This is a genomic window from Collinsella aerofaciens (assembly GCF_015553355.1).
In the GTDB taxonomy this organism is placed as follows: Bacteria; Actinomycetota; Coriobacteriia; order Coriobacteriales; family Coriobacteriaceae; genus Collinsella; species Collinsella aerofaciens_V.
Window position 1 is genome coordinate 90910 of sequence record NZ_JADNGN010000001.1, and the last position, 21479, is coordinate 112388.

The 21479-nt window shown below is 61.0% G+C and carries 17 protein-coding genes and 2 tRNA genes; 3 read left to right on the forward strand and 16 right to left on the reverse strand.

All coding sequences use genetic code 11. From position 1 onward, the window contains the following. Nucleotides 1-135 precede the first annotated feature (135 nt). The 4 genes from I2D57_RS00330 to gltB form a co-directional block, all read right to left on the reverse strand. Nucleotides 136-1212 carry a hypothetical protein gene (locus I2D57_RS00330; RefSeq protein WP_195361095.1) on the reverse strand — a complete coding sequence of 359 codons (1077 nt, stop codon included), beginning with the start codon at nucleotides 1210-1212 and terminating at the stop codon, nucleotides 136-138. 193 nt (nucleotides 1213-1405) lie between these two features. Next, nucleotides 1406-2113 carry a hypothetical protein gene (locus I2D57_RS00335; protein ID WP_195361096.1) on the reverse strand — a complete coding sequence of 236 codons (708 nt, stop codon included), beginning with the start codon at nucleotides 2111-2113 and terminating at the stop codon, nucleotides 1406-1408. Between the two features lie 354 nt (nucleotides 2114-2467). Further along, a complete protein-coding gene (locus tag I2D57_RS00340; protein WP_195361097.1) occupies nucleotides 2468-3949 on the reverse strand; it encodes a glutamate synthase subunit beta in 1482 nt (493 codons plus the stop codon). A gap of 5 nt (nucleotides 3950-3954) precedes the next feature. Continuing rightward, nucleotides 3955-8652 (reverse strand): glutamate synthase large subunit, encoded by a 4698-nt coding sequence (gene gltB, locus I2D57_RS00345; RefSeq protein ID WP_195361098.1) that lies wholly within the window; start codon nucleotides 8650-8652, stop codon nucleotides 3955-3957. A 538-nt stretch (nucleotides 8653-9190) separates the two neighbouring features. Here gltB and gpmA point away from each other — a divergent pair. Further along, nucleotides 9191-9964, forward strand: coding sequence for a 2,3-diphosphoglycerate-dependent phosphoglycerate mutase (gene gpmA, locus I2D57_RS00350; protein ID WP_195361099.1), 774 nt, complete (start codon nucleotides 9191-9193; stop codon nucleotides 9962-9964). Nucleotides 9965-10039: 75 nt separating this feature from the next. Then, the gene (locus I2D57_RS00355; RefSeq protein WP_195361100.1) at nucleotides 10040-11296 is read left to right on the forward strand and encodes an Nramp family divalent metal transporter; all 1257 of its coding nucleotides are present in this window, start codon (nucleotides 10040-10042) and stop codon (nucleotides 11294-11296) included. Nucleotides 11297-11448: 152 nt separating this feature from the next. On the opposite strand, the gene I2D57_RS00360 is transcribed toward I2D57_RS00355, so the two are convergent. The 6 genes from I2D57_RS00360 to I2D57_RS00385 form a co-directional block, all read right to left on the reverse strand. Further along, nucleotides 11449-11592: a rubredoxin-like domain-containing protein gene (locus tag I2D57_RS00360; protein ID WP_195361101.1), complete on the reverse strand. Its 144-nt coding sequence runs from the start codon at nucleotides 11590-11592 to the stop codon at nucleotides 11449-11451. Nucleotides 11593-11681: 89 nt separating this feature from the next. Further along, entirely contained in the window at nucleotides 11682-12185 is a 504-nt protein-coding gene (locus I2D57_RS00365) for a flavin reductase family protein (protein ID WP_195361102.1), read from the reverse strand. A 206-nt stretch (nucleotides 12186-12391) separates the two neighbouring features. Beyond that, entirely contained in the window at nucleotides 12392-12862 is a 471-nt protein-coding gene (gene smpB / locus I2D57_RS00370; protein WP_006235325.1) for an SsrA-binding protein SmpB, read from the reverse strand. After that, nucleotides 12852-13769, reverse strand: coding sequence for a tetratricopeptide repeat protein (locus I2D57_RS00375; RefSeq protein WP_195361103.1), 918 nt, complete (start codon nucleotides 13767-13769; stop codon nucleotides 12852-12854). Before I2D57_RS00375 ends, smpB begins: the two co-directional genes overlap by 11 nt. A 95-nt stretch (nucleotides 13770-13864) precedes the next feature. After that, nucleotides 13865-13941 (reverse strand) — tRNA-Glu (locus tag I2D57_RS00380). 17 nt (nucleotides 13942-13958) lie between these two features. Next, a tRNA-Gln gene (locus I2D57_RS00385) sits at nucleotides 13959-14032 on the reverse strand. A 265-nt stretch (nucleotides 14033-14297) separates the two neighbouring features. On the opposite strand from I2D57_RS00385, the gene I2D57_RS00390 reads away from it, so the two are divergent. Then, complete coding sequence (locus I2D57_RS00390) at nucleotides 14298-14708, forward strand: hypothetical protein (RefSeq protein ID WP_195361104.1); 411 nt, start codon at nucleotides 14298-14300, stop codon at nucleotides 14706-14708. Nucleotides 14709-14780: 72 nt separating this feature from the next. On the opposite strand, the gene I2D57_RS00395 is transcribed toward I2D57_RS00390, so the two are convergent. From I2D57_RS00395 to ftsE, 6 genes are all read right to left on the reverse strand, one after another. Then, nucleotides 14781-15140, reverse strand: a complete 360-nt coding sequence (locus I2D57_RS00395) for an arsenate reductase family protein (RefSeq protein ID WP_055251871.1) — start codon at nucleotides 15138-15140, stop codon at nucleotides 14781-14783. Nucleotides 15141-15262: 122 nt separating this feature from the next. Next, complete coding sequence (locus I2D57_RS00400; protein WP_195247216.1) at nucleotides 15263-15844, reverse strand: VanZ family protein; 582 nt, start codon at nucleotides 15842-15844, stop codon at nucleotides 15263-15265. Between the two features lie 105 nt (nucleotides 15845-15949). After that, on the reverse strand, nucleotides 15950-16555 hold the full coding sequence (locus I2D57_RS00405) for a recombinase family protein (RefSeq protein WP_055285671.1): 606 nt from the start codon (nucleotides 16553-16555) through the stop codon (nucleotides 15950-15952). Nucleotides 16556-16731: 176 nt separating this feature from the next. Further along, on the reverse strand, nucleotides 16732-18867 hold the full coding sequence (locus tag I2D57_RS00410; protein ID WP_195361105.1) for a ribonuclease R family protein: 2136 nt from the start codon (nucleotides 18865-18867) through the stop codon (nucleotides 16732-16734). 135 nt (nucleotides 18868-19002) lie between these two features. After that, a complete protein-coding gene (gene ftsX / locus I2D57_RS00415; protein WP_195361106.1) occupies nucleotides 19003-19923 on the reverse strand; it encodes a permease-like cell division protein FtsX in 921 nt (306 codons plus the stop codon). Continuing rightward, a complete protein-coding gene (ftsE, locus tag I2D57_RS00420; RefSeq protein ID WP_324249175.1) occupies nucleotides 19910-21130 on the reverse strand; it encodes a cell division ATP-binding protein FtsE in 1221 nt (406 codons plus the stop codon). Before ftsE ends, ftsX begins: the two co-directional genes overlap by 14 nt. Nucleotides 21131-21479 lie beyond the last annotated feature (349 nt).

Here is a 21479-nt window from a genome sequence, read left to right on the forward strand (position 1 = left end):
TAACAGGTACAGGGTTATTGGGCCCCTTGATGTTACAGATCGAGACATTCGGTCGACGTTTCACCGGTTTGTCTCGATCTGTAACAATTACGAACTCAAACAACTTCTAAACGTTACAGATCGAGACAAAACCTCTCAGCGCCCATACCACTGGCGTCTCCATTCCTCAGCCAGATCGGCCCGCTGTTGAATTCCCGCCAGTCTCATCTTTTCAGCCAGCTTCCCCGGGTTCTTGAGTTCATCAAACGTAAACCGAAGCACCTTGTGCCCGAGCATCGTCAGATGAGACTCTCGCTGACGTTCTGCCACGAATGGGTCGACCGACCCCCGATCCCCACCATCCTGCAGGGTATACTTTCCCTTCCCGTCGAGCTCGCCGATGACACATGTCCCATCCTCGAGCCTCCAGAAATAATCAACCCGAAACACCTGGCTCGAATCGAGCGGATCGCGAAACTCCACCTGCAGCTCCGGAACCGGAAAGCCGTACGCAATAAAGAACGCTCGGAACCGAGACTCGCCGCCGTTTTCGGACAGCCCGTCCGCATACGACGCAATCACCTGTGCCCTGCGATACCCTCGCCTGCCCTCGCAATCGGCGCGGAGGCGCTCGCACAAATCCCCACGTGATACGCCTTTCGCCCGCAGTACAGAATCGGCAATCGCCAATCCGTAGGAGAACGGCGCACGCAGCAAGCAATCATCCACCGTGCGCCAAAACGACGTCACCCGCACGCCATCGACACGCTCGAGCGCGCCCGCCATCTGCGGACGCAACAACCTGCACCCGCTGCTCAACGTCACCGAACAACCCGTCTTAACAAGATAACGCGGCCCGAGCAGATCATTCGGCACCTCCAAACCCCACAAAAGCGCCGCGTCATAGCCCCAAAACGCCCAATCGGGATGAAATTCCGCAAGCCCTTTGATAGTCCTCAGCGCTCGCTCCGCCGGCGTCAATGCATCCCAATCATGCTGAAAACAGAACAGGTACGGCTCGGGCTCCGCGATATCGTCGGTTCCAACATGGCGCCGCAGCCACATGAGCTCGGTGCTGTCATGCGTTGCAAGCAGCGCACCTTGCTCGGTCGTCTCCGTGAGCCGCGCGAGCATCCTATTCCGCGCCAACGTGTTGCGAGTCGTATGCTTGTGTTTGAAAACGGTATTAGACACTTTCATCACCACCACGTCAGACAAATGGACCATCGTCACCGTTGCCTCCGCTGACAAATGTCTTGATCTGTAACAGGAGGACTGTCTTTGAGCCTCTAGTTGTTACAGAACAAGATCTTTCGGCAGCCGCCAACCTTCCGTCTCAATCTGTAACAGTTACGGGCCCAAACAGCCGCCAAACGTTACAGATTGAGACAAAGTCAGGGCTGTAGGGCGGCACCAGTCACATCCCCTACTCCCATTCTTGTTCGTAGATGTTGAGGGACTTCACGTAGCGCCCCTGGGCGCCCATGATGTCGCGGACCAGGCGCAAAAAGAAGCTGACGCACGAGGTGTCAAAGCCGTCCTGCAGATCCTCGGGATGCACCGCACCCGGTCCATCGACCGCCGTGTCACTCAGGCGCGCGATGTCATACAGATAGAGCTGTCCCGCCGTCAGCCAGACATCGTCGACGCAGGCGAGGCGCACCGCGATCGCGCCGTCGCTCCAATGCTCCTTTTGCACGATATGCGGGTCGTAGACATCAAAGCGAAGGTCGGCGCGCGTATCCTTCAGCGCAACCATGCCGTTCGCAGGATCCTTGTCCAAAATGCCAAAGCGCGAGAAATACTGCGTGTCGCGCACCTGCTCGAGCCGCTTGAGCGAGGCAGGCGAAAGCGATGCCGGCGGCTCGTCAACATACAGCTCGAGCAGCGTCTTGCCATGGCGATAGGAGCGCTCGAAGAACAGCCAATCGGTAAATGCCATGTTGTAGGCCATGATTTCGTTTTGCGAAGGCTCGGTGCAATAGCTGAGCCATGGGTCGACAATGATCTCGAACTGCTCGCGTGCCGGCTCCAAAAACTGAAACTTCCGCAGCATCCAAAAATGGGCCATGTCGGCAATATCGTTGCCGACGGCTTCGGCCAGATGCGCTCGGTCTAAAACGTGGTCAGTCATGGCATCCTCCTCAAACTGATAGACCTCAATTTGAGCTTACGAGGAGGGTGGTCGGCCACGGCCAGCGCGGGCAAAATAGGCCTCCGGCTGCAAACCAGATGCTGACCAAACACTTGACGAAAAGCTTGACCGAAAATGCGCACCGCAACAAAACCGCAGGTAAACATAGACGGCCAACCCGCCCTTTTGAGCCAGATACCCACAGCCACCACAGAAACAACAGGTGACCACAGCCCAAGAAGTCGACAAATAAACACCCGTACGTCGACAAACGAGCAAATCGCTCGCAAAGAGTGTCCCCAACGACTAGACAAAAAAATGACTAGTCATTGGGGACGTTCTTAAATGACTACTTTACAGCTCCAGCGCATCGGCGACTTCGGCTGCGCAGGCCAGGGCATCGGCCATGGCGTTCACCACGAGCGAGCTGCCGTTGCGAGCGTCGCCGGCCACATACACCGGCGCGGCATCCGCGGCGACGCCGTCGACACGGGCCGCAAGGTGCGAGCCCTCGGCAGCCATCACCGGCAGCGGACGACCAGCGGTGGCAACAGGCACGCCAACGGCGTCGAACACGCCATGCTCGGGACCCGTAAAGCCGCAGGCGATGAGCACCAGCTGGGCCGGCACCTTGTGCTCGGAGCCCGCGATGCGCTCGGGCTTGCCAGCCGACCAATCCAGATCGACCACGCGAAGGCCCGCGGCCGCGCCCTTCTTGTCCAACAGTACCTCGAGCGTATCCACACCCCAAGCGCGCATCTCGCCGCCCATGGCAGCGATGGCCTCCTGCTGGCCGTAATCGGTCTTCTTCACGTTAGGCCACTGCGGCCAGGGGTTGCTCGCCGCGCGCGCATCAGGCGCCGCCGGCAAGAACTCAAACTGGCGCACGCTGCGCGCACCCTGACGTACCGCGGTGCCCACGCAATCGTTACCGGTATCGCCGCCGCCAATGACCACAACGTCCAGGCCGCGCGCGTTCACCGCGGGCTCGCCGCCATCGAGCACCGAGACAGTCGAAGCCGTCAGGTAGTCCACGGCATACACCACGCCCGGGGCATCAATGTTCGCAGCCGAAAGCCCACGCGGGGCGCGAGCACCGGCAGCCACCACGACGGCGTCAAAGTCGTCGAGCTTGGCGGTAACCTTGGGATCGCTTACATCAGCACCCAGCTCGAACACAATGCCCAGCTCGCGCATAAGTGCCACACGACGCTCGACAACGGACTTCTCGAGCTTCATGTTGGGAATGCCGTACATGAGCAGGCCGCCCGGGCGGTCGTCACGCTCAAACACCGTCACGCGGGCACCGCGACGCGCAAGCTCCCATGCAGCCACCAAACCAGCAGGACCGGAGCCCACCACGGCAACCGTGGGTGCGCCCTCCCCTGCCGGCTCAAAGCGGCGCGGACCGCCGTTGGCCCACTCATGGTCGCTGATCGCGCGCTCATTGTCGTGAATCGTCGTGGGCTGGCCATCGACCGAGCCCAGGTTGCATGCGGCCTCGCACAGCGCCGGGCACACGCGACTCGTGAACTCGGGCATGGGCGAGGTGAGTGACAGGCGCTCGGCGGCCTCGTCCCAGTGGCCGCGGTACACCAGCTCGTTCCACTCGGGAATCAGGTTGTGCAGCGGACAACCGCTCGGACGTGCCTTGCCAAAGCTCGCGCCCATCTGACAAAACGCCACACCGCACATCATGCAGCGGCTCGCCTGGGCACGGCGCGCGTCGTCGTCGAGCTCCACGTACAGCGGATCGAAATCGCGGCTGCGCTCCTCCACGGGGCGCAGCTCATGGGTCACGCGATCGATATCAAGAAAAGCACCGGGCTTACCCATGGCACTTACGCCTCCTTCTTGGTCGAAGCAACAGAGCTGGCAGCCACGGACGCAGCACCCGCAGCACCGCCCGCAACATCGAAGCGAGCAACATCCGCGTCACTCGCGCGACCGATCACAATGTCAAACGCCAGCTCCTCGGCCTGCGCATGCGTCTTGCCGACGGCCTCGGCGGCGGCGACAATCGCCAGCACGCGCTCGTACTCGGTCGGAATGACCTTCACAAAGTGTTTGCTCATCGTCTCAAAGCTGTAGAGCAGCTTAATGCCGCGCGGGCTCTGCGTCACGTCCACGTGCTCCTGGATGAGCTCGCGAATCTGCGCCAGCTCGCCGGTCGACGGGGCTTTAAGCTCAACGCTCTCGTGGTTCACACGGGCATCGAGCGTGCCGTACTGGTCAAAGACATAGGCCACGCCACCCGTCATGCCGGCGGCGAAGTTCTGCCCGACCTCGCCCAGGATGAGCGCCAGACCACCCGTCATGTACTCGCAGCCATGGTTGCCGCAGCCCTCGACCACCACCGTGGCACCGGAGTTGCGTACGCCAAAGCGCTGGCCTGCCAGGCCGTTAATGAAGCCGCGGCCGCTCGTGGCGCCAAAGAACGCAACGTTGCCCACGATGATGTTCTCGTCGAACTTGTAGGTCGCATGCGGATTGGGGCGCACCGACACCTCGCCACCCGAAAGGCCCTTGCCAAAGTAGTCGTTGGCGTCGCCGCACACGTTGAGCGTAATGCCGCGCGGCAGGAAGGCGCCAAAGCTCTGACCGGCCGAGCCATCGCAATCGATGGTAATGGAGCCGGCGGGCAGGCCCTCGGGATGCGCCTTGGTCACCGCGTTGCCCAAGATGGTGCCCACGCAGCGGTTGACGTTGGCAATATCGGCGCGGAAGCGAATCGGACGCAGGTGCGCACGGGCATCGGCCGTATAGGGCACAAACAACGTGGAGTCGAGCGTCTTGTCGAGCTCGCTGTCCGCGGCCATCTGCGGCAGGAAGTGGCGACCGTCGGCACCCGGGATGTGGGCACCAAACTCACAGGTCGCGCTCGCCAGCACGGGCGACAGATCGAGCAGGTTAGCCTTGCAGTTGCCCGGGACCTCGATCTGGCGCAGGCACTCGGGATGGCCGACCATCTCGTCGATGGTGCGGAAGCCCAGGCTCGCCATGACCTCGCGCAGTTGCTCGGCAACAAAGAGCATAAAGTGCTCAACGTGCTCGGGCTTGCCGCGGAAGCCGCGACGCAGACGGCAGTTTTGCGTAGCGATGCCGGCGGGGCAGGTATCCTGCTGGCAGTCGCGCTGCATGAGGCAGCCCATGGAGATGAGCGGCATGGTCGCAAAGCCAAACTCCTCGGCACCCAACAGGCAGGCAACGGCGACATCGGTACCGTCCATGAGCTTGCCGTCGGCCTCGAGCACCACGCGCGAGCGCAGGCCGTTTTGCAGCAGCGTCTGCTGGGCCTCGGCAAGACCGAGCTCCAGCGGCAGACCGGCGTGCCAGATCGAATCGCGCGCCGCAGCACCGGAGCCGCCGTTGTGGCCGCTGATCAAAATCTTGTCGGCGGCACCCTTGGCCACACCGGTGGCGATGGTGCCGACGCCGGCCTCGCTGACCAGCTTGACCGACACGCGTGCGCCGGGGTTGGCGTTCTTAAGGTCAAAGATCAGCTCTGCCAGGTCCTCGATGGAGTAGATGTCGTGGTGCGGCGGAGGCGAGATCAGGCCGATGCCGGGCGTGGACTGACGGACCTCGGCAATCCAGGGGTAGACCTTCTTGCCGGGCAGGTGGCCACCCTCGCCAGGCTTGGCGCCCTGGGCCATCTTGATCTGAATCTCGAAGGCGCTGCACAGGTAGCGGCTCGTCACGCCAAAGCGCGCGCTTGCCACCTGCTTGATGGCGGAGTTCTTGGAGTCACCGTTAGCCAGCGGGGTCTCGCGGCGCGGATCCTCGCCGCCCTCGCCGGAGTTGGAACGGCCGTGCAGGCGGTTCATGGCGATGGCCATGCACTCGTGTGCCTCTTTGCTGATGGAACCGTACGACATGGCGCCGGTGTTAAAGCGGCGGACGATGTTGAGCGCGGGCTCCACCTCGTCGAGCGAAACCGGCGTGCGGCCGCTGGCATTAAAGTCGAGCAAGTCGCGCAGGCGCACGGCACGGCCGGTGCGGTGCAGGCGGGCGCTGTACTCCTTAAAGGTGTCGTAGCTGTCCTCACGGCAGGCGGTCTGCAGCAAGTAGACAGTCTGCGGATCGATGAGGTGATCCTCGCCACCGAGCGGGCGCCACTTGGTCAGGCCCAACGTGGGCAGCTGATCGGGAGCCGGGCTCTTAAGGATAGCGAGCGCGGCGTCATAGCGCTCATTTTGCTCGCGCTCAACGTCCTCGACACCCATACCGCCCACACGGCTCACCGTGCCGGCGAAGTACGCGTTGACGAACTCCGGCGTAAAGCCAACGGCCTCGAAGATCTGCGCGGAGTGGTAGCTCTGCACCGTGGAGATGCCCATCTTGGACATGATGGAGACGATGCCCGCCGTCGCGGCCTTGTTGTAATTGGCGATGCCCTGCTCGGCCGTCACGTCCAGGTCGCCGCGTGCCGCCAGATTGCGGATGCACGCATGCGCGTTGTACGGGTAGATGCCGCTTGCGGAGTAGCCCACCAGCGCCGCAAAGTCGTGCGGAGACACGGCATCGCCGCACTCCACCACGATATCGGCAAAGGTGCGCACGCCGGCACGGATCAGGTGGTTGTGCACGCAGCCCACGGCGAGCAGCGACGGCACGGGCACCTCGCCCGCTCCGGCGCGATCGCTCAGCACCACGATGTTCACGCCATCGCGAACCGCGGCCTCGACGTCTTCGGCAAGCTGCTTGAGCGCAGCCTGCAGCGCGCCCTCACCCGCGTCGCGGCGGTACACGGCACGGAAACGGCGGGTCTTAAAGCCCACGCGGTCGATGGCGCAGATACGCTCGAACTCCTCCTCGCTCAGCAGTGGGCGCTCCAAGCGCACCAGCTGACAGGCCGTACGGGAGTCCTCGAGCAGGTTGCCGTGGTTGCCCAGGTAGAGCGTGGTCGAGGTGACCATATGCTCGCGAAGGGCGTCGATGGGCGGGTTCGTGACCTGAGCGAACAGCTGATAGAAGTAGTCGTAGAACGAACGCGTCTTCTTGGACAGGCAGGCCAGCGGCGCGTCGATGCCCATCGAGGCGAGCGGGGCCTTGCCCTGCTGGGCCATGGGACGCACGACCTCGTCGACGTCATCCCAGTGATAGCCGAGCTTGGCCATGCGCACGGCGGCAGGCACCTCGGCATCCTCGGCGGGCGCGGGCGCGGCGGACTTGTCGAGCGCGTCGACGGTCAGCGTCTCCTCGGCAATCCAGTCGCGGTAGGGCTTTTCCCTGGCATAGCGGGCGCGCAACTCGTCGTTGTAGATGACACGCCCGCGGGCAAAGTCGACCTCGAGCATCTGGCCCGGCCCTAGACAGCCGCTCGTCAGGATGTTCTCGGGGCTCACCTCGATGGTGCCCACCTCGCTTGCCAGCATAAAGCGACCGTCGCGCGTCACATAGTAGCGGGCGGGACGCAGGCCGTTACGGTCGAGGGCGGCGCCCAGCGTGCGACCGTCGGTAAAGGCGATGGCCGCCGGGCCATCCCACGGCTCCATGAGCATGGATTGGTAAGCGTCGTAGGCGCGGCGCTCCTCACTCAGGCTGTCGTTGTGGTCCCACGGCTCGGGCAGCAACATGGACGCGGCACGCGTGAGCGGGCGACCGTTCATGACCAGGAACTCGAGCACGTTATCCAGAATCGCGGAGTCGGAGCCCTCGCGGTTGATGATGGGCATCACGCGCTCAAGATCGTGCTGCAGCACGGGGCTGTACAGGTTGGGTTCGCGGGCGCGAATCCAGTTGACGTTGCCCTTGAGGGTATTGATCTCGCCGTTGTGGATGATAAAGCGGTTGGGATGTGCGCGCTCCCAGCTGGGTGTGGTGTTGGTGGAGTAGCGCGAGTGGACGAGCGCCACGGCCGTTTTGACGGCGGCGTCGTTGAGGTCGATGAAGAAGCGGCGCATCTGCGTGGCCACAAGCATGCCTTTGTACACGATGGTGCGCGAGCTCATGGAGCAGACGTAGAAAATCTTGTCGCGCAGGGCAAACTCGGCGTCGGCCTTCTTCTCGATGGTGCGGCGGCACACGTACAGGCGGCGCTCGAATGCGTCGCCGGCCGGCGTGTCGTCGGGGCGGCCCAGAAAGGCCTGCAGGATGGTAGGCATGCAGGCGCGGGCCGTCTCGCCCAGGTCGTGCGGGTCGACGGGCACCTCGCGCCAAAAGAGCAGCGGCACGCCGGCCTCGGCGCAGCCCTCCTCAAACACGCGACGGGCATCCTCTACGCCCTTGTCGTCCTGCGGGAAGAACAGCATGGCCACGCCATAGTCGCCCTCTGCCGGCAGAATCTGGCCGCACTTTTGGGCCTCTTTACGGAAAAAGTGATGCGGAACCTGGAACAGGATGCCGGCGCCGTCGCCGGTGTTCTTCTCGAGTCCGGTGCCGCCGCGGTGCTCCAAGTTGACCAGAATGGACAGTGCGTCGTCCAGGATCTGGTGATGGCGCTCGCCGTTGATATCGGCAAGCGCGCCGATGCCACATGCATCGTGGTCGAATTCGGGGCGATAAAGGCCCTGCTGCTGAGCGAAATCTGCCTGCATCGCGATCCTCCCCTAGATTATTAGACAGTCATTTGAATAGGCATACTAGGAGCATCGCCGGCCCGTTGTGTTTCCCACCCGTTTCGAAACAATCGCGTAACGCACGCCCTACGAGTGGGTGTCGCCGACCTCAAGGGCGACAACAAGGACCCCAGGTTCGGCCCGTAAGCTCACCGCTTCAAACATCTCAATCTGTAACAGGAAGACCCAATTTTGGCGCCTAGATGTTACAGATTGAGATTTTCTGCAGGACGGTTTTGGTTTGTCTCAATCTGTAACACGAAGGGCCGGTTTTTGCAGCCAACTGTTACAGATCGAGATTTTCCATAGGACCATTTCTTCCTGTCTCGATCTGTAACACCTAGGTCCAATTTCCATCCCTAGTTGTTACAGATCAAGACATTTCGGCAGCCCCCTTCATCATCCTATTCAAATACAACAATTTTGTTAGTCTTGGTTAACTTTTTAGCCTAAAACGGGTATCCTTTGCGGCGTCAAACAAACGGCACGCATGCCGTGCCACATTAAGGAGGCCCCTATGGCAAACCAGACAGACCGGCAGACGATCCAACTCGTCCTTATCCGCCACGGAGAGTCGGAGTGGAACAAACTCAACCTGTTCACCGGCTGGACCGACGTAGAGCTCACCGACACGGGCCGCGAAGAAGCCGCCGCAGGCGGTCGAGCCCTCAAAGAAGCCGGTTTCGACTTTGACGTCTGCTACACTTCGCGCCTCAAGCGCGCGATCCACACCCTCAACATCGTGCTCGGCCAAATGGATCGCGAGTGGCTGCCCGTCATCAAATCCTGGAAGCTCAACGAGCGCCACTACGGCGCGTTGCAGGGTCTCAACAAGGCCGATGCCGCGGCGGAGCACGGCGACGAACAGGTGCTCATCTGGCGCCGCTCCTTCGATATCTGCCCGCCGGCACTCGAGCCGAACGACGCGCGCGATCCCCACACCCAGGAGCAATACCGTGATGTCGCACCCGACCAGCTGCCCTACACCGAGTGCCTCAAGGACACGATAGCCCGTGCCTGGCCTTATTTCGAAGACGAGATTCGCCCCCAGATGCTCGCCGGCAAGCGCGTACTCATCGCCGCACACGGCAACTCCCTGCGCTCTCTCGTCATGAAGTTCGAGCACCTCACGCCCGAGGAGATCCTCAAGGTCAACATCCCCACCGGCGTGCCGCTCGTCTACACCTTCGATGCCGATTTCAACGTCCTCGACAAGCGCTACATCGGCGACCCGGCAACCATCGCCGCCAAGATCGACGCCGTGGCCAATCAGGGCAAAGCGCACAAGTAGCCCCAACCCAAACCCGACGCGTGGCGCCGCACGACCCAGATGCGACGCCACGCCGCCCATACACAGGAGCGCACCATGCTCAACCATCTCAAACAACACTTTGGCTCCCGACGCACCGGTGGTCACGGAGGCCTAGACATTGCGCGGCACATCGGCCCCGGGCTGCTCGTGACCGTCGGCTTTATTGACCCGGGCAACTGGGCCTCCAATATGGCCGCGGGCTCGCAGTTTGGCTACGCGCTGCTGTGGATCGTCACACTGTCCACGATTATGCTCATTGTGCTGCAGCACAACGCGGCGCACTTGGGCATCGCCACGGGCGCCTGCCTTGCCGAGGCCACGACCCGCTTTCTCCCCCGCTTCGTTGGGCGCACGGTGCTCGCCAGTGCCTACCTCGCGACCATCGCCACCGCCATGGCCGAGATCCTGGGCGGCGCGATTGCGCTCCAGATGCTCTTTGGACTGCCCGTGCGTGCCGGCTGCGTCATCGTGGCAGCAGTATCGATGGCGATGCTCATGACGAGCTCCTACAAGCGTGCCGAGCGCTGGATTATCGCCTTCGTAGGCGTGGTAGGACTCTCGTTTTTGGCCGAGCTTGCACTAGTCAAGGTCGACTGGCCGCAAGCCGCCGCAAGCTGGATCACGCCCAGTATGCCCACTGGCTCTGCCGCGATTATCGTGAGTGTCCTGGGTGCGGTCGTTATGCCCCACAACCTCTTTCTACACTCCGAGGTCATCCAATCCATGCATTTCGAAGGCCAAGGCGAGCAGGTTATCGAAGAGCGTCTGCGCTATGAGCTCTTCGACACGCTCTTTTCGATGGGCGTGGGCTGGGCAATCAACTCGGCCATGGTCATCCTGGCCGCAACGACCTTCTTTGCGCACGGCATGGTCGTAGACGACCTCGCCGTCGCAACGGCCACACTCTCCCCCATTCTGGGCCCAGCAAGCTCGACAATCTTTGCGGTGGCGCTGCTGTTTGCGGGCCTCTCGAGTAGTGTGACGGCAGGCATGGCGGCAGGCACCATCACCGCGGGCATGTTCGACGAGGAATACGACATCCACGACCGACATTCCTCGATCGGGGTGGCGGCCTGTTTCGTCGGCGCAGTGGCGGCGTGTCTGGTCGTCCCAAATCCTTTTGAAGGTCTCATCTGGAGCCAGGCGCTGCTGTCGCTTCAGCTGCCGATCACGGTATTCGTGCTTATACGGCTCACCAGCTCACACCGCGTCATGGGCAAATACGCCAACTCGCGCCCGCTCAACGCGTTGCTCGTAGGAATCGGCGTCATCGTAACGGTTCTCGACATCGTGCTGCTAACGGGGATGTAATTGGGATGGCGTGACTGTCCAGGTATAACGTCTCAATCTGTAACACGTAAGGCCGTTTTAAACCGTCAGATAAATCAAAAGGGCCCCGGCCGAGAATTCGACCGGGGCCCTTGGACAGAGCTCTGTATGGCTAATCGCCGTGTGTCTACGAGTTACTCCTCGACGACCTCAAACTCATCGGGGCCGACGCCGCAGACCGGGCATACGTAATCCTCGGGCAGCTCGGGCGTGTCGACCTCAACCTCGTAACCGCAAACGGTGCACACGAACTTATAGGTCTTCTCCTCCTCAGCCATGATGTTCTCCTCTCGAACGCGACTGGTGATGTACTTCGTTTATTAGTATAGATTCTCAATAATATAATGCAAGTATTTTTAGAACATTTCTAGCCTTGATACGACGAAGCCTTGGGCGGCGTCTTGCCCTTCAAGACCTTGTGATAGTAGTCATAGGTCAGCGGGGCCTCGCCGCTCAAGCGCTCGGCGTCCTCCACCTCGCCGATAAAGAGCAGGTGCGTGCCCACATCCACGGTATCAATCAGACGGCAGCTAAACAGCGCCGCCGCGTGCTCGGGCACATAGGGCATGCCCAGAGTGGTCTCGTGGGTCTCGTACTTGGCAAACTTGTCGTAATCGCTGCTGGTGCGAAAGCCAAAGTTGCCAATGTAGAGCATATCGGCCGTCTGATCGATCACGGTCAGCGCAAAGGCCTTAGCCGATACGATTACGCCGGACGTGACATTTTCCTTGTTCACGGCAATCGAGATGCGCGGCGGGGCGGATGTCACCTGCACCGCTGTGTTGATAACGCAGCCGGCACGCAGCCCGTCCGCCGCGGCGCTCACCACGTACAGGCCACTCGGCATGGTAAAGAACGCAGTTTTGTCCATAACGATCACTCCCCTAGCTCGGGTTGGAACCTCATGGATGTATGTACCCACAAAAAAGGCGGCACCCATAACGGACGCCGCCTTTGAGGCATATGTGTCAGAACAGTAAGAAAGATGAGACACCCGCAGTTGCGGTGAAATAGGGACTGAATAGCCCCTCAAACAGGCAAAACAGTCCGTATTCCACCGCGACTCATACAGAGTGCCTAGCGGTTGCGCTCTTTGAGGGCGCGGTCGATCTCGCGTTGGACATCACGCTTGGCCATGTCCTCGCGCTTGTCGTAGAGCTTCTTGCCGCGACCCAGACCCAGCAGCAGCTTTACGCGGCCGTCGGTATTAAAGTAGAGCTCCAACGGAACCAGCGCATAACCACGGTTGCGAAGTTTGCCGTCAAGAAAGTCGATCTCCTTACGGTGCAGCAGCAGACGACGCCGACGGTCGGGATCGCGATTCCACACGCCACCATGGCTATAAGGATGGATATGCAGGCCGACGAGCCAGCACTCGCCGCCACGAATCAGCGCAAAAGTGTCAGTGATCTGACAGGCGCGCTCGCGAATCGACTTGACCTCGGTGCCGCTCAGTTCAATGCCGCACTCAAAGGTCTCATCGATAAAGTACTCGTGATGTGCCGAGCGATTCTTGGAAATGAGCTTGCGTTCACGCTTACTGGGCATCGCCGGCCTCCTTGGCGCCATCGGCGTTTGAGCCCACAGCCTCGCGCTTTGCCTTGCGCTCGGCATTGAGCTCAGCATCGCTCTCGCGCACCAGTTTGATAATCGCCGCGCAGGCTTCCTCGCCCACCAAGTCGCGAGCACGCACCGTCAGGCGCGTCGCCTCCTGCTTGTCGCCGTCGCTTGCAGCATCGGTCGCGCACATAATCAGGCAGATGGCAATCTCGGCCGAAGGTGAGGTCGGAACGCCCTGCAACGCCAGCTCGCCCATCACGTGCTCGTCGCTCTCCTCGGCGGCATTCGGATAGGTAGTATGGATCTTGTTGAGCAGGCGCGTCGTATGCGTATCGTTGGGCGCCAGGCGCAGCGCCAGACGCGCGCAGCCCACGGCAGCCGAAACGTTCTCGGTCTCGGGCTCCAAGAAGTACTGGCCTAGATTGGCGTAAGCGCGGGCGGCGCACTTGCCATCGCTTGCACGCTCCAGCACTGAGAACGAGAGCGATGCCCATTCCTGCTTGTCTTCGAGTGCGCGGAACAGCTCGGCCAAATCCAAGCGATAGTTGCAGTTCATGGGGTCCCAACGCACAGCCTGCATCAGGGCATTACGAGCGCTCACATAATCCTGCTGGCGAATGTAGGCAAACGCCATATCAGAGTACAGGCGGTCAAACGGCACCTCGACCTGCACGAGCTCGCGCGGATCCTTCTCCACGCGGCGATAGGCCAAGCGCTCAAACTTGCTATCAAAGCTAAAGTATTGGCGCTTCTCCTCCGTCTTGCACTCAGCGTCGATATACTCCTCGGCGAGCTCCACCAGGCGCTCCAGCAGCGGCGTCGCCGTAGCCAGGTCGCCCTGCGCCAGATAGTTCTCGGCATACGTGATGTCTTGCAAGCTGATGGGCAGGTCCATGACAACTCCTCGGTCCAGGCGGCAGACTCAACGCGCCTTAAACATCGGTCAATACACAAAACCCGGGTCTCTTGCGAGGCCCGGGCGTTCAATTTTGGTAGCCCGTACCAGATTCGAACTGGTGATCTCCGCCTTGAGAGGGCGGCGTCCTAAACCGCTAGACGAACGGGCCATATGTAGCAAATGCAATGGCTGGGATGGAGGGAGTCGAACCCCCATTGACGGAACCAGAATCCGCTGTCCTGCCATTAGACGACATCCCAATGACTGCATCGCTGCGCTCGGCTGTGCCTTTGCGCAAGAAAGAAATATACGGGAAGTCCCGCCGTGACGCAAGCCCTAATTTTGACTTTTTTGAAATTCAGTCAAATACGGCCAACACGTGAAGGACCTGTGAAGCACCAGCGACACGTACGGCGCCAAAGCCCGTAAAACATCCCACATCTACCGCTGGTAGATTACAACAATGCAGCACTCACGGCTGATGGCACAATCGAACCGTCATCATTGCACGGATATCGAGGCACCATGGACGAAGAGCTTGATTACCTATGGGAGACCCTGGGCCTCGAGATCACTGCTGACCTTTGGCCCGAACGAGACAAAATCCATCCCACACTGCGCCCCGCCATCACGGTGATGCAGGCAAAATACCGCCGTGCATCCTTTTTGATCATGCGGGTGTCATGGCACGCGGGACTCCCCGACCTTAAGCGAATCCAGGCAAGCCTCGTCGAGCTGTCCGGTATGCCGACCGTCATATCCGAGGCGCACCTGGAGCAGCGCCAGCGCGAGCGACTGCAACAGCAGCGGATTCCCTTTATCTGCCCCGGCATTCAGGCATATCTGCCCTTTATGGACGAAGAGTACTGGAGCGGCAAGCCCAACAAGCACGTAAAGGTCTACGATCCGCACGAATGGGCACAGCTCGAGGATTGAGCCGAGCGAGCCCGCCGATGGAAAACACGTCCCGCCCTGAGCACTCAAAACGGGTCGCACTTTCCGCAGCTGCTACAGCAACGCCTCGGCCCAAGCCGCTTCCCTAAAGCCGGGAATCGCAAAGTCGTCGCCCACCAGCAGCGGACGCTTGACCAGCATGCCGTCGGTCGCCAGCAGCTCGTAGCACTCCCGATCCGTCATGCCCGCATCCAGACGCGCCTTCAGGCCCAGCTCTCGATATTTCATGCCCGACGAATTAAAGAAGCGCCGCACCGGCAGCCCCGAACGGGCAATCCAGGTCGCAAGCTCATCAGCCGTGGGATTGTCCAAAACGATATCGCGGTCGATATACTCTACCCCATGTTCGTCCAGCCATGCCTTGGCCTTCTTACAGGTCGAGCACTTGGGATATTCAACAAACAACACCGCCATGGGATTTCCTTTCTTAGAGAAAACAGGTGTCTGGAAAACTGCACATCGACGACCACTCGCGATTGCAGCCGTTATTGTAGTCAATGTCGAAGCATAGGCAGTCGCGATGTCTCGTCTTAAGGCTAGCGCCTCGCATGGGCACCGATCGGCCGAGTCGCATGGCGCACCAACGCCGCCGCCAGCAATACCAACAGCATGGCGGTGACATAGCCCGCAGCGTCGAATCCTAAATCGATAACGTCGAAATGCCTTCCGGGAACAAAGATCTTATGCACCTGATCGCCAACGGAGCAGGCGGCGCAAAAGAGCAATACGGGCACGCAACGGGAGCATACGCTCCACGGACGCCTGGAAAAGCAAACCACGACCACGGAGGCGAACAATCCGACGAAGAAAAACTCTACGGTATGGGCAACGCGACGGACGTTTGTGCCCACCCACATGCGAATGGAAGCAAGTCGGCCAGACCGGACATTCGAGGCAGTCGAATCGGCGCCCCCGGTCATTCCGTACTCCGTCTGGGCTTCACCCGTGGCATCGACAGCCTGAACGCCCGTAGCCTGGCCCTCCACCACACGCGCGGTGGACTCGCTCAGCAACGACGTCTCCACCGCATTTTGCTCCGTCAGCACCCAGATACCCGCCAGCGTTGCAGCGAACAGAACGATCGCGGTCAAACCGATTATTTGTTTTACTCGCGCCAAGGGCCAACCTCCTTTTTTGAATATCAGCGAGTGTAGTCCCAAATGGCATCGTCACCGTATCAAAATTTGAATCGCAACAGGAAGCGACAAAGCGACGCAAACCCCCTACCCCGCCTCGCGCATCCAGCGATCGAACGTCCCCACGCACACGCCCAGGCACTTTGCTGCCTGGCTGCGGGTAATATCGCCTGCCTCATAGCTATCGCGCACCAGCTCAAACTGAGGAGGGCACGGCTTGCGAGGTCGACCGAAACGGACCCCTCGCGCCCGCGCCGCTGCAATTCCCTCCGCTTGGCGCCGATGGATATTCTCGCGCTCCACCTGCGCCACGTAGCTCAGCAGTTGCAGCACAATATCGGCAATCAGGACGTTGGTCACATCCGGCGCGCCGCTGGCCCTAGCGCGCGTGTCAAGCAATGGCATGTCCAACACCACAATGGCAACCCCGAGTTCCTTGGTAATGCGTCGCCATTCCTCAAGAATCTCGGAGTAATTACGGCCAAGTCGGTCGATAGAAAGCACCACCAGCACGTCCCCGTCTCCCAGGACGTGCAGCAGCTCGCGATAACGCGGTCGATCGAAGTCCTTGCCGCTCGCATGGTCGGCATAAATATTCGCCGAGCCCACGCCATAGGCGCCCAGCGCATCCAGCTGCCGATTCAGATTCTGATCGCGCGAACTCACCCGCGCATAACCGTACACCGTCGCCATCTCATCCCCGCTTTCTTGTAAACCTGCCAAAAGGGACAGGTTTATTTTGGTAGGTTTTACCTCTCAAACAGCAGGTAAGCGGGCGGCCGAGCAGACGGCAAGGTAGTCACGATTCAAATGCGGAGGGCGGTCCCGAAAGGCCGCCCTCCGCTCCCCCACCATGAGTCGGGATTTGGCTAATGGATAAGCTTAAAGTCCAAGTGCCCACGCGTGGTATTGACGCGCGAGACCTCGACAATCACGCGCTGACCCAGTTCATAGCGAGTCCCCGTGTCGGCGCCCGTCAGCGTAAGCGCGTCCTCGTCGAACTCGAACCACTCGTTGCCCAGGCTCTTGATCGAAACCAAGCCTTCGACCTGCGTTAGGTCCAAGCGCACAAAGAGGCCCATGCTGCTAACCCACGAGACGGTTCCGGCATAGCGCTCGCCCAGACGGTCCTCATAGTACTGGGCGATCTTGATCTTTTGCGTCGCATGGCTGGCGGCATCTGCCGCGCGCTCGGCATCGCTGCATGCGCGGCAGATCTGCGGCAGAATGCGCGGCAGCGACTCGCGCCCCTTGCCGATCAGCCGCGGCGTACGGACCAAGGCGTCCTTGCCGCCGAGCTGCTCATAGGCCAACTGCAGTTTGAGCACGCGGTGCACCACCAGATCGGGGTAGCGACGGATGGGACTCGTAAAGTGACAGTAGCACGGCGCGGCGAGCGCAAAGTGGCCCTCGTTGCGCGGCTTGTACAGCGCGCGCTGCATGCTGCGCAGAAGCAGCGCGTTAACGAGCGGTGCGTTGGCCGTACCGGCGGCAGCATCGACTGCAGCCTGCAGCTCATCGGGGCTCCCCAGGGCAATACCGGCAGCACGACGATCGTCGATGATGCCTAGCTGCGCCAGCGCAACGGCGGCACCGTGCAGGCTATCGGGGCTCGGATCCTCATGCACGCGATAGCAGGCCTCAATATCACGGTCTGCCAGCCACTCTGCAACGCACTCGTTGGCGAGCAGCATGGCTTCCTCGATAAGCGACGTGGCACACGAACGCTCACGCGCCACAATCTGCACGGGTACTCCGTCCTCATCCAATAGAGCGCGAATCTCGGCCGTGTCAAAATCAACTGAGCCGCGGGCGCGACGAATACGACGGCGAAGTTCGGCGAGTTCGTTGGCGGCGACAAGGAAATCGCCGAGGTCGACGTTGTAGCCGCGGGCGGCCTCCTCGCACGCAAGACCGCGCTCAAGCGCTTCCTCGCGCGAGGTTTCGGCAGCCGCAACATCCTCGGCCGCACCCTCCAGCACCGAATACTCAACCGCACCGGCACGCACCAGCAGCGCCTCGGCGCCATCATAGTCCATACGCACACGCGAGCGAATCACGCTGGGGTACGGATCGTAATGCCGCACGCGGCCCTGCGCATCGAGCTCGATATCGACGGTAAACGCCAGGCGGTCCTCGTCAGGGCGAAGCGAGCACAGGTCACAGGACAGGCGTTCGGGCAGCATGGGAAGCACGCGATCGGCCAGATACACCGATGTCGTGCGATGACGAGCCTCAAGATCGATATGCCCGTCCCAAGCCACATAGTGTGAAACGTCGGCGATATGCACACCCAGCTTGTAGCCACCCTCGGGCGTGCGCTCCAGCGAAATGGCATCGTCAAAGTCGCGCGCGTCGACTGGGTCGATCGTGATGACAAAGCGGTCGCGCAGATCGCGGCGGAGCGGGTCCTTAAGCGCCGCGGACACATCGAGCGAAAGCCCCTCGGCCTCGTCCAGCGCGGCCTCGGGATAGCTATCGGTATAGCCGTAACGCGCCATCACATATTGAACGCCCAAATCGGGCGCGTCATCTCCGCCAATGCGGCGTTCGATCGTCACGGTACCCGATTCCAGACGCGTCGGGTAGGTCAAAATGCGCGCGACAACGGCATCACCCGGGTGAACGCCCAGACGATCCGCCGAGGTATCCTCGGGCAGAATGAAGAAGTCGGCCTTCAAACGCGAATCGAGCGGCTCAATCACACCGAGCGGACCGGCGGTCTGGTACGTACCCACTACGCTTATGGCTGCGCGCTCAACCACACCCTCGATCACGGCGCGCCGCTCACCGTGCGGGCTGTTCTTAATGCTCACGGCAACGGTATCGCCGTCCATGATCTCACGCTTGCCGCGACCCATGACCTTGTAGTCGCCATTCTCGGTTATGACATAGGCACTGTGCTCATGGAGCTGCACGCGCCCGGTCAGGCTCGGACGGCGTTCGCTGCGCACCGGCCCGCGCTTATTGCGAGCTCCACGCTTATGCTTGTTATTGCGCCCCATGGCGCCTCCTAACTATCGATTGCGAACTCCAAAGAGTCTACCCAAATGATTCGCTTTCCTGCCGTCCCCTAGGGATCAAAAAACGGGCCGCCCCATAAGAGACGACCCGTTGGAAGGGATGAATTCCAGGCATGCCTACACGCGCAGGTAGCGACGCATGGCGATGGCAGAACCAAAGAGGCCGATAATCACGCCGACCAGAATCAGCGCAGCATAGGTCACCAGGTAGTACTGCATCGGCAGGGCAAACGACATCCAGCCGATGCTCTCCTGCAGACGCGGAATCATCAGATTGCGCAGCAGCTCCAGAACGTCGATGGAAAGCAGCGAGCCCAAAATGGCCTGCAGTACGCCCTCGGTGATAAACGGGCCGCGAATGAAGCCGTTGCTGGCGCCGACCAGACGCATAATCGCAATCTCACGACGACGCGCCGTGATGGATAGGCGAATCGTGTTGTTGATGAAGATGAAAGCGATAAAGGTCAGAAGGCCAACGAGCACCACGGCGGCGATGCGGATGTAGTTGGTCACCTGGAACAGGCGGCTCACTTCCTCCTGACCGTACAGCACGCTCGCGTTGACGTCCCCGTCATCCGCGATCTTCTGGAAATCGGCATCCTTCTTGAGCTTCTCTGCCGTGCTCTCGACCTTGGACGGATCGTCCATCTCAATTGCAAACGAAGCCGGCAGCGGGTTCTGTCCATCAAGCGCGCTCATGGTGGCGTCGGCGTTGCCCGACATCTTGCTCGTATACTCGGCCAGCGCGTCGTCCTTGTCCTTATAGGTCACGGACTTGACGTTATTCCACGTCTTAAGCTCGGCCTCAAAAGCCTGAACATCGGCCTGATCGGCGTCATCACTAATGAACGCGTTGATGACAACCTGATCCTCGACGGTACCGATCACGGAGTTCAGCATCGCGGAGCCCATGATGAACAGGCCGATGATAAACAGCGAAAGGAAGATCGTGATGACGGCGCCGAGCGAGGTAGTCCAGTTACGGAAGAAGTGGCTGATTGCCTCTTTGAAGGAGTAGCCCACGTTAGTTGGTGCCATAGTTGCCGTAACCTCCCCTCTCCTGGTCGCGGATAACGTGGCCGCCCTCAAGGGCGATCACGCGACGGTGCATGCTATCGACCATCTCGCGGTCGTGCGTGGCGACGATCACGGTGGTGCCGGTGCGGTTAATACGCTCGAGCAGCTTCATGATGCCCAGTGAGATCGCCGGGTCGAGGTTGCCCGTCGGCTCGTCGCAGATCAGCAGCGGCGGACGGTTGACCATAGCGCGGGCGACGGCAACGCGCTGCTGCTCGCCACCGGAAAGCTGGTCGGGCAGCGAGTCCATCTGATCGGCCAGACCGACCAGACGCAGCACCTCGGGCACCTGGCTGCGAATGACGCCCTTGGGCTTGCCGATGCACTGAAGGGCAAACGCCACGTTTTCGTAGGCGGTCTTTTGCGGCAGAAGCTTAAAGTCCTGGAACACGGCGCCAATCTGGCGGCGCAGGAACGGAACCTTGCGGTTCTTGATCTTCATGAGGTCCTGACCGGCAACCAGGATGCGACCGCTCGTCGGCTTGACGTCGCGGTTGAGCGTCGACAGCAGCGTGGTCTTACCCGAGCCGGAGTGACCGACCAGGAAGACAAACTCGCCCGGATAGATCTCGATGTTGATGTCGTCGAGTGCAGGCTTGTTGGGCTGTGCCGGATAGATCTTGGTGACATGCTCCATAAGGATGACGGGCTCGACACCGGCCTGCTTGGCCATCTTCTTGCGGCTGGCCTGCGGATCGATGGGCGCAAACACCGACGTAAAATCGGGGTTGTTGAGCGCGTTATCGAGGCTTGCGACCTCGGCGGCCTGATCGCTCTCGACCACCGGGGCAGCAGGCTGCGTGGGGTCGGGAATAGCGGCAAAGAGACCGGACTGCGCAGGCTGAGGAGCCGGCGTCGCAGGGGCCAAGGGGTCGGGAATGCCGGCCATGGTAGGCTGCGGCGTGGCGGCGCCAGCCTGAGGCTGCTCCACGCGAGCGGTCACGGCCTGAACGGGCTCAAAACCCGCCGTGCCAGAAAGCGCGACATCGCTGGTTGGATTGTAGGCAAAGGGATCGGATGCCGGCTGTGCCTGATCTGCCGGCTGAACGGGGGCCTGAGCAACAGGCTGGCCCTCTGAATCCGGAGTGGCGAAACGACTGCCCTGGACGCCTGTCTGCGTCTTGGGGGCATCATCGCCCGCACCGGAGGTACGGAAGTGGTTACCCACTGGTGCTCCTTATCGTCGTGCGTTTAAACTACATGAGCGCTTAATATTTTAGCAGCATTAGCTTTGCTGCACATAAGAAGCATGGCCGTGTTTGGGTCCCTCCGGCCGGACACAGGGTTGCTTTCCAAATCGTCCTCGGACATGTCGGAGCCTCCGCTGCGCACTACGTGCGGCGGGGGCTCCTCCGTCCTGCGGAAAGATTTGGAAAGCAACCCTGTGTCCGGCCTGCGGCCACTAGGGGGCCGACGCACCAGCTTGAGATGCCGTGCACACAAAGTTGGGAGGGTCTGAATTGCACTTTGCTGGTCTGGGCCCGTTTCCCGGAGAAAGCCCTTACTTGGTGCGGGCC

What these genes read in the sequence shown, in the direction of transcription:
- I2D57_RS00335 (WP_195361096.1), bottom strand. Translation starts at nt 2,113, where the DNA reads ATGACTGACCACGTTTTAGACCGAGCGCATCTGGCCGAAGCCGTCGGC.
- I2D57_RS00340 (WP_195361097.1), bottom strand. Translation starts at nt 3,949, where the DNA reads ATGGGTAAGCCCGGTGCTTTTCTTGATATCGATCGCGTGACCCATGAG.
- gltB (WP_195361098.1), bottom strand. Translation starts at nt 8,652, where the DNA reads ATGCAGGCAGATTTCGCTCAGCAGCAGGGCCTTTATCGCCCCGAATTC.
- gpmA (WP_195361099.1), top strand. Translation starts at nt 9,191, where the DNA reads ATGGCAAACCAGACAGACCGGCAGACGATCCAACTCGTCCTTATCCGC.
- I2D57_RS00355 (WP_195361100.1), top strand. Translation starts at nt 10,040, where the DNA reads ATGCTCAACCATCTCAAACAACACTTTGGCTCCCGACGCACCGGTGGT.
- I2D57_RS00360 (WP_195361101.1), bottom strand. Translation starts at nt 11,592, where the DNA reads ATGGCTGAGGAGGAGAAGACCTATAAGTTCGTGTGCACCGTTTGCGGT.
- I2D57_RS00365 (WP_195361102.1), bottom strand. Translation starts at nt 12,185, where the DNA reads ATGGACAAAACTGCGTTCTTTACCATGCCGAGTGGCCTGTACGTGGTG.
- smpB (WP_006235325.1), bottom strand. Translation starts at nt 12,862, where the DNA reads ATGCCCAGTAAGCGTGAACGCAAGCTCATTTCCAAGAATCGCTCGGCA.
- I2D57_RS00375 (WP_195361103.1), bottom strand. Translation starts at nt 13,769, where the DNA reads ATGGACCTGCCCATCAGCTTGCAAGACATCACGTATGCCGAGAACTAT.
- I2D57_RS00390 (WP_195361104.1), top strand. Translation starts at nt 14,298, where the DNA reads ATGGACGAAGAGCTTGATTACCTATGGGAGACCCTGGGCCTCGAGATC.
- I2D57_RS00395 (WP_055251871.1), bottom strand. Translation starts at nt 15,140, where the DNA reads ATGGCGGTGTTGTTTGTTGAATATCCCAAGTGCTCGACCTGTAAGAAG.
- I2D57_RS00405 (WP_055285671.1), bottom strand. Translation starts at nt 16,555, where the DNA reads ATGGCGACGGTGTACGGTTATGCGCGGGTGAGTTCGCGCGATCAGAAT.
- I2D57_RS00410 (WP_195361105.1), bottom strand. Translation starts at nt 18,867, where the DNA reads ATGGGGCGCAATAACAAGCATAAGCGTGGAGCTCGCAATAAGCGCGGG.
- ftsX (WP_195361106.1), bottom strand. Translation starts at nt 19,923, where the DNA reads ATGGCACCAACTAACGTGGGCTACTCCTTCAAAGAGGCAATCAGCCAC.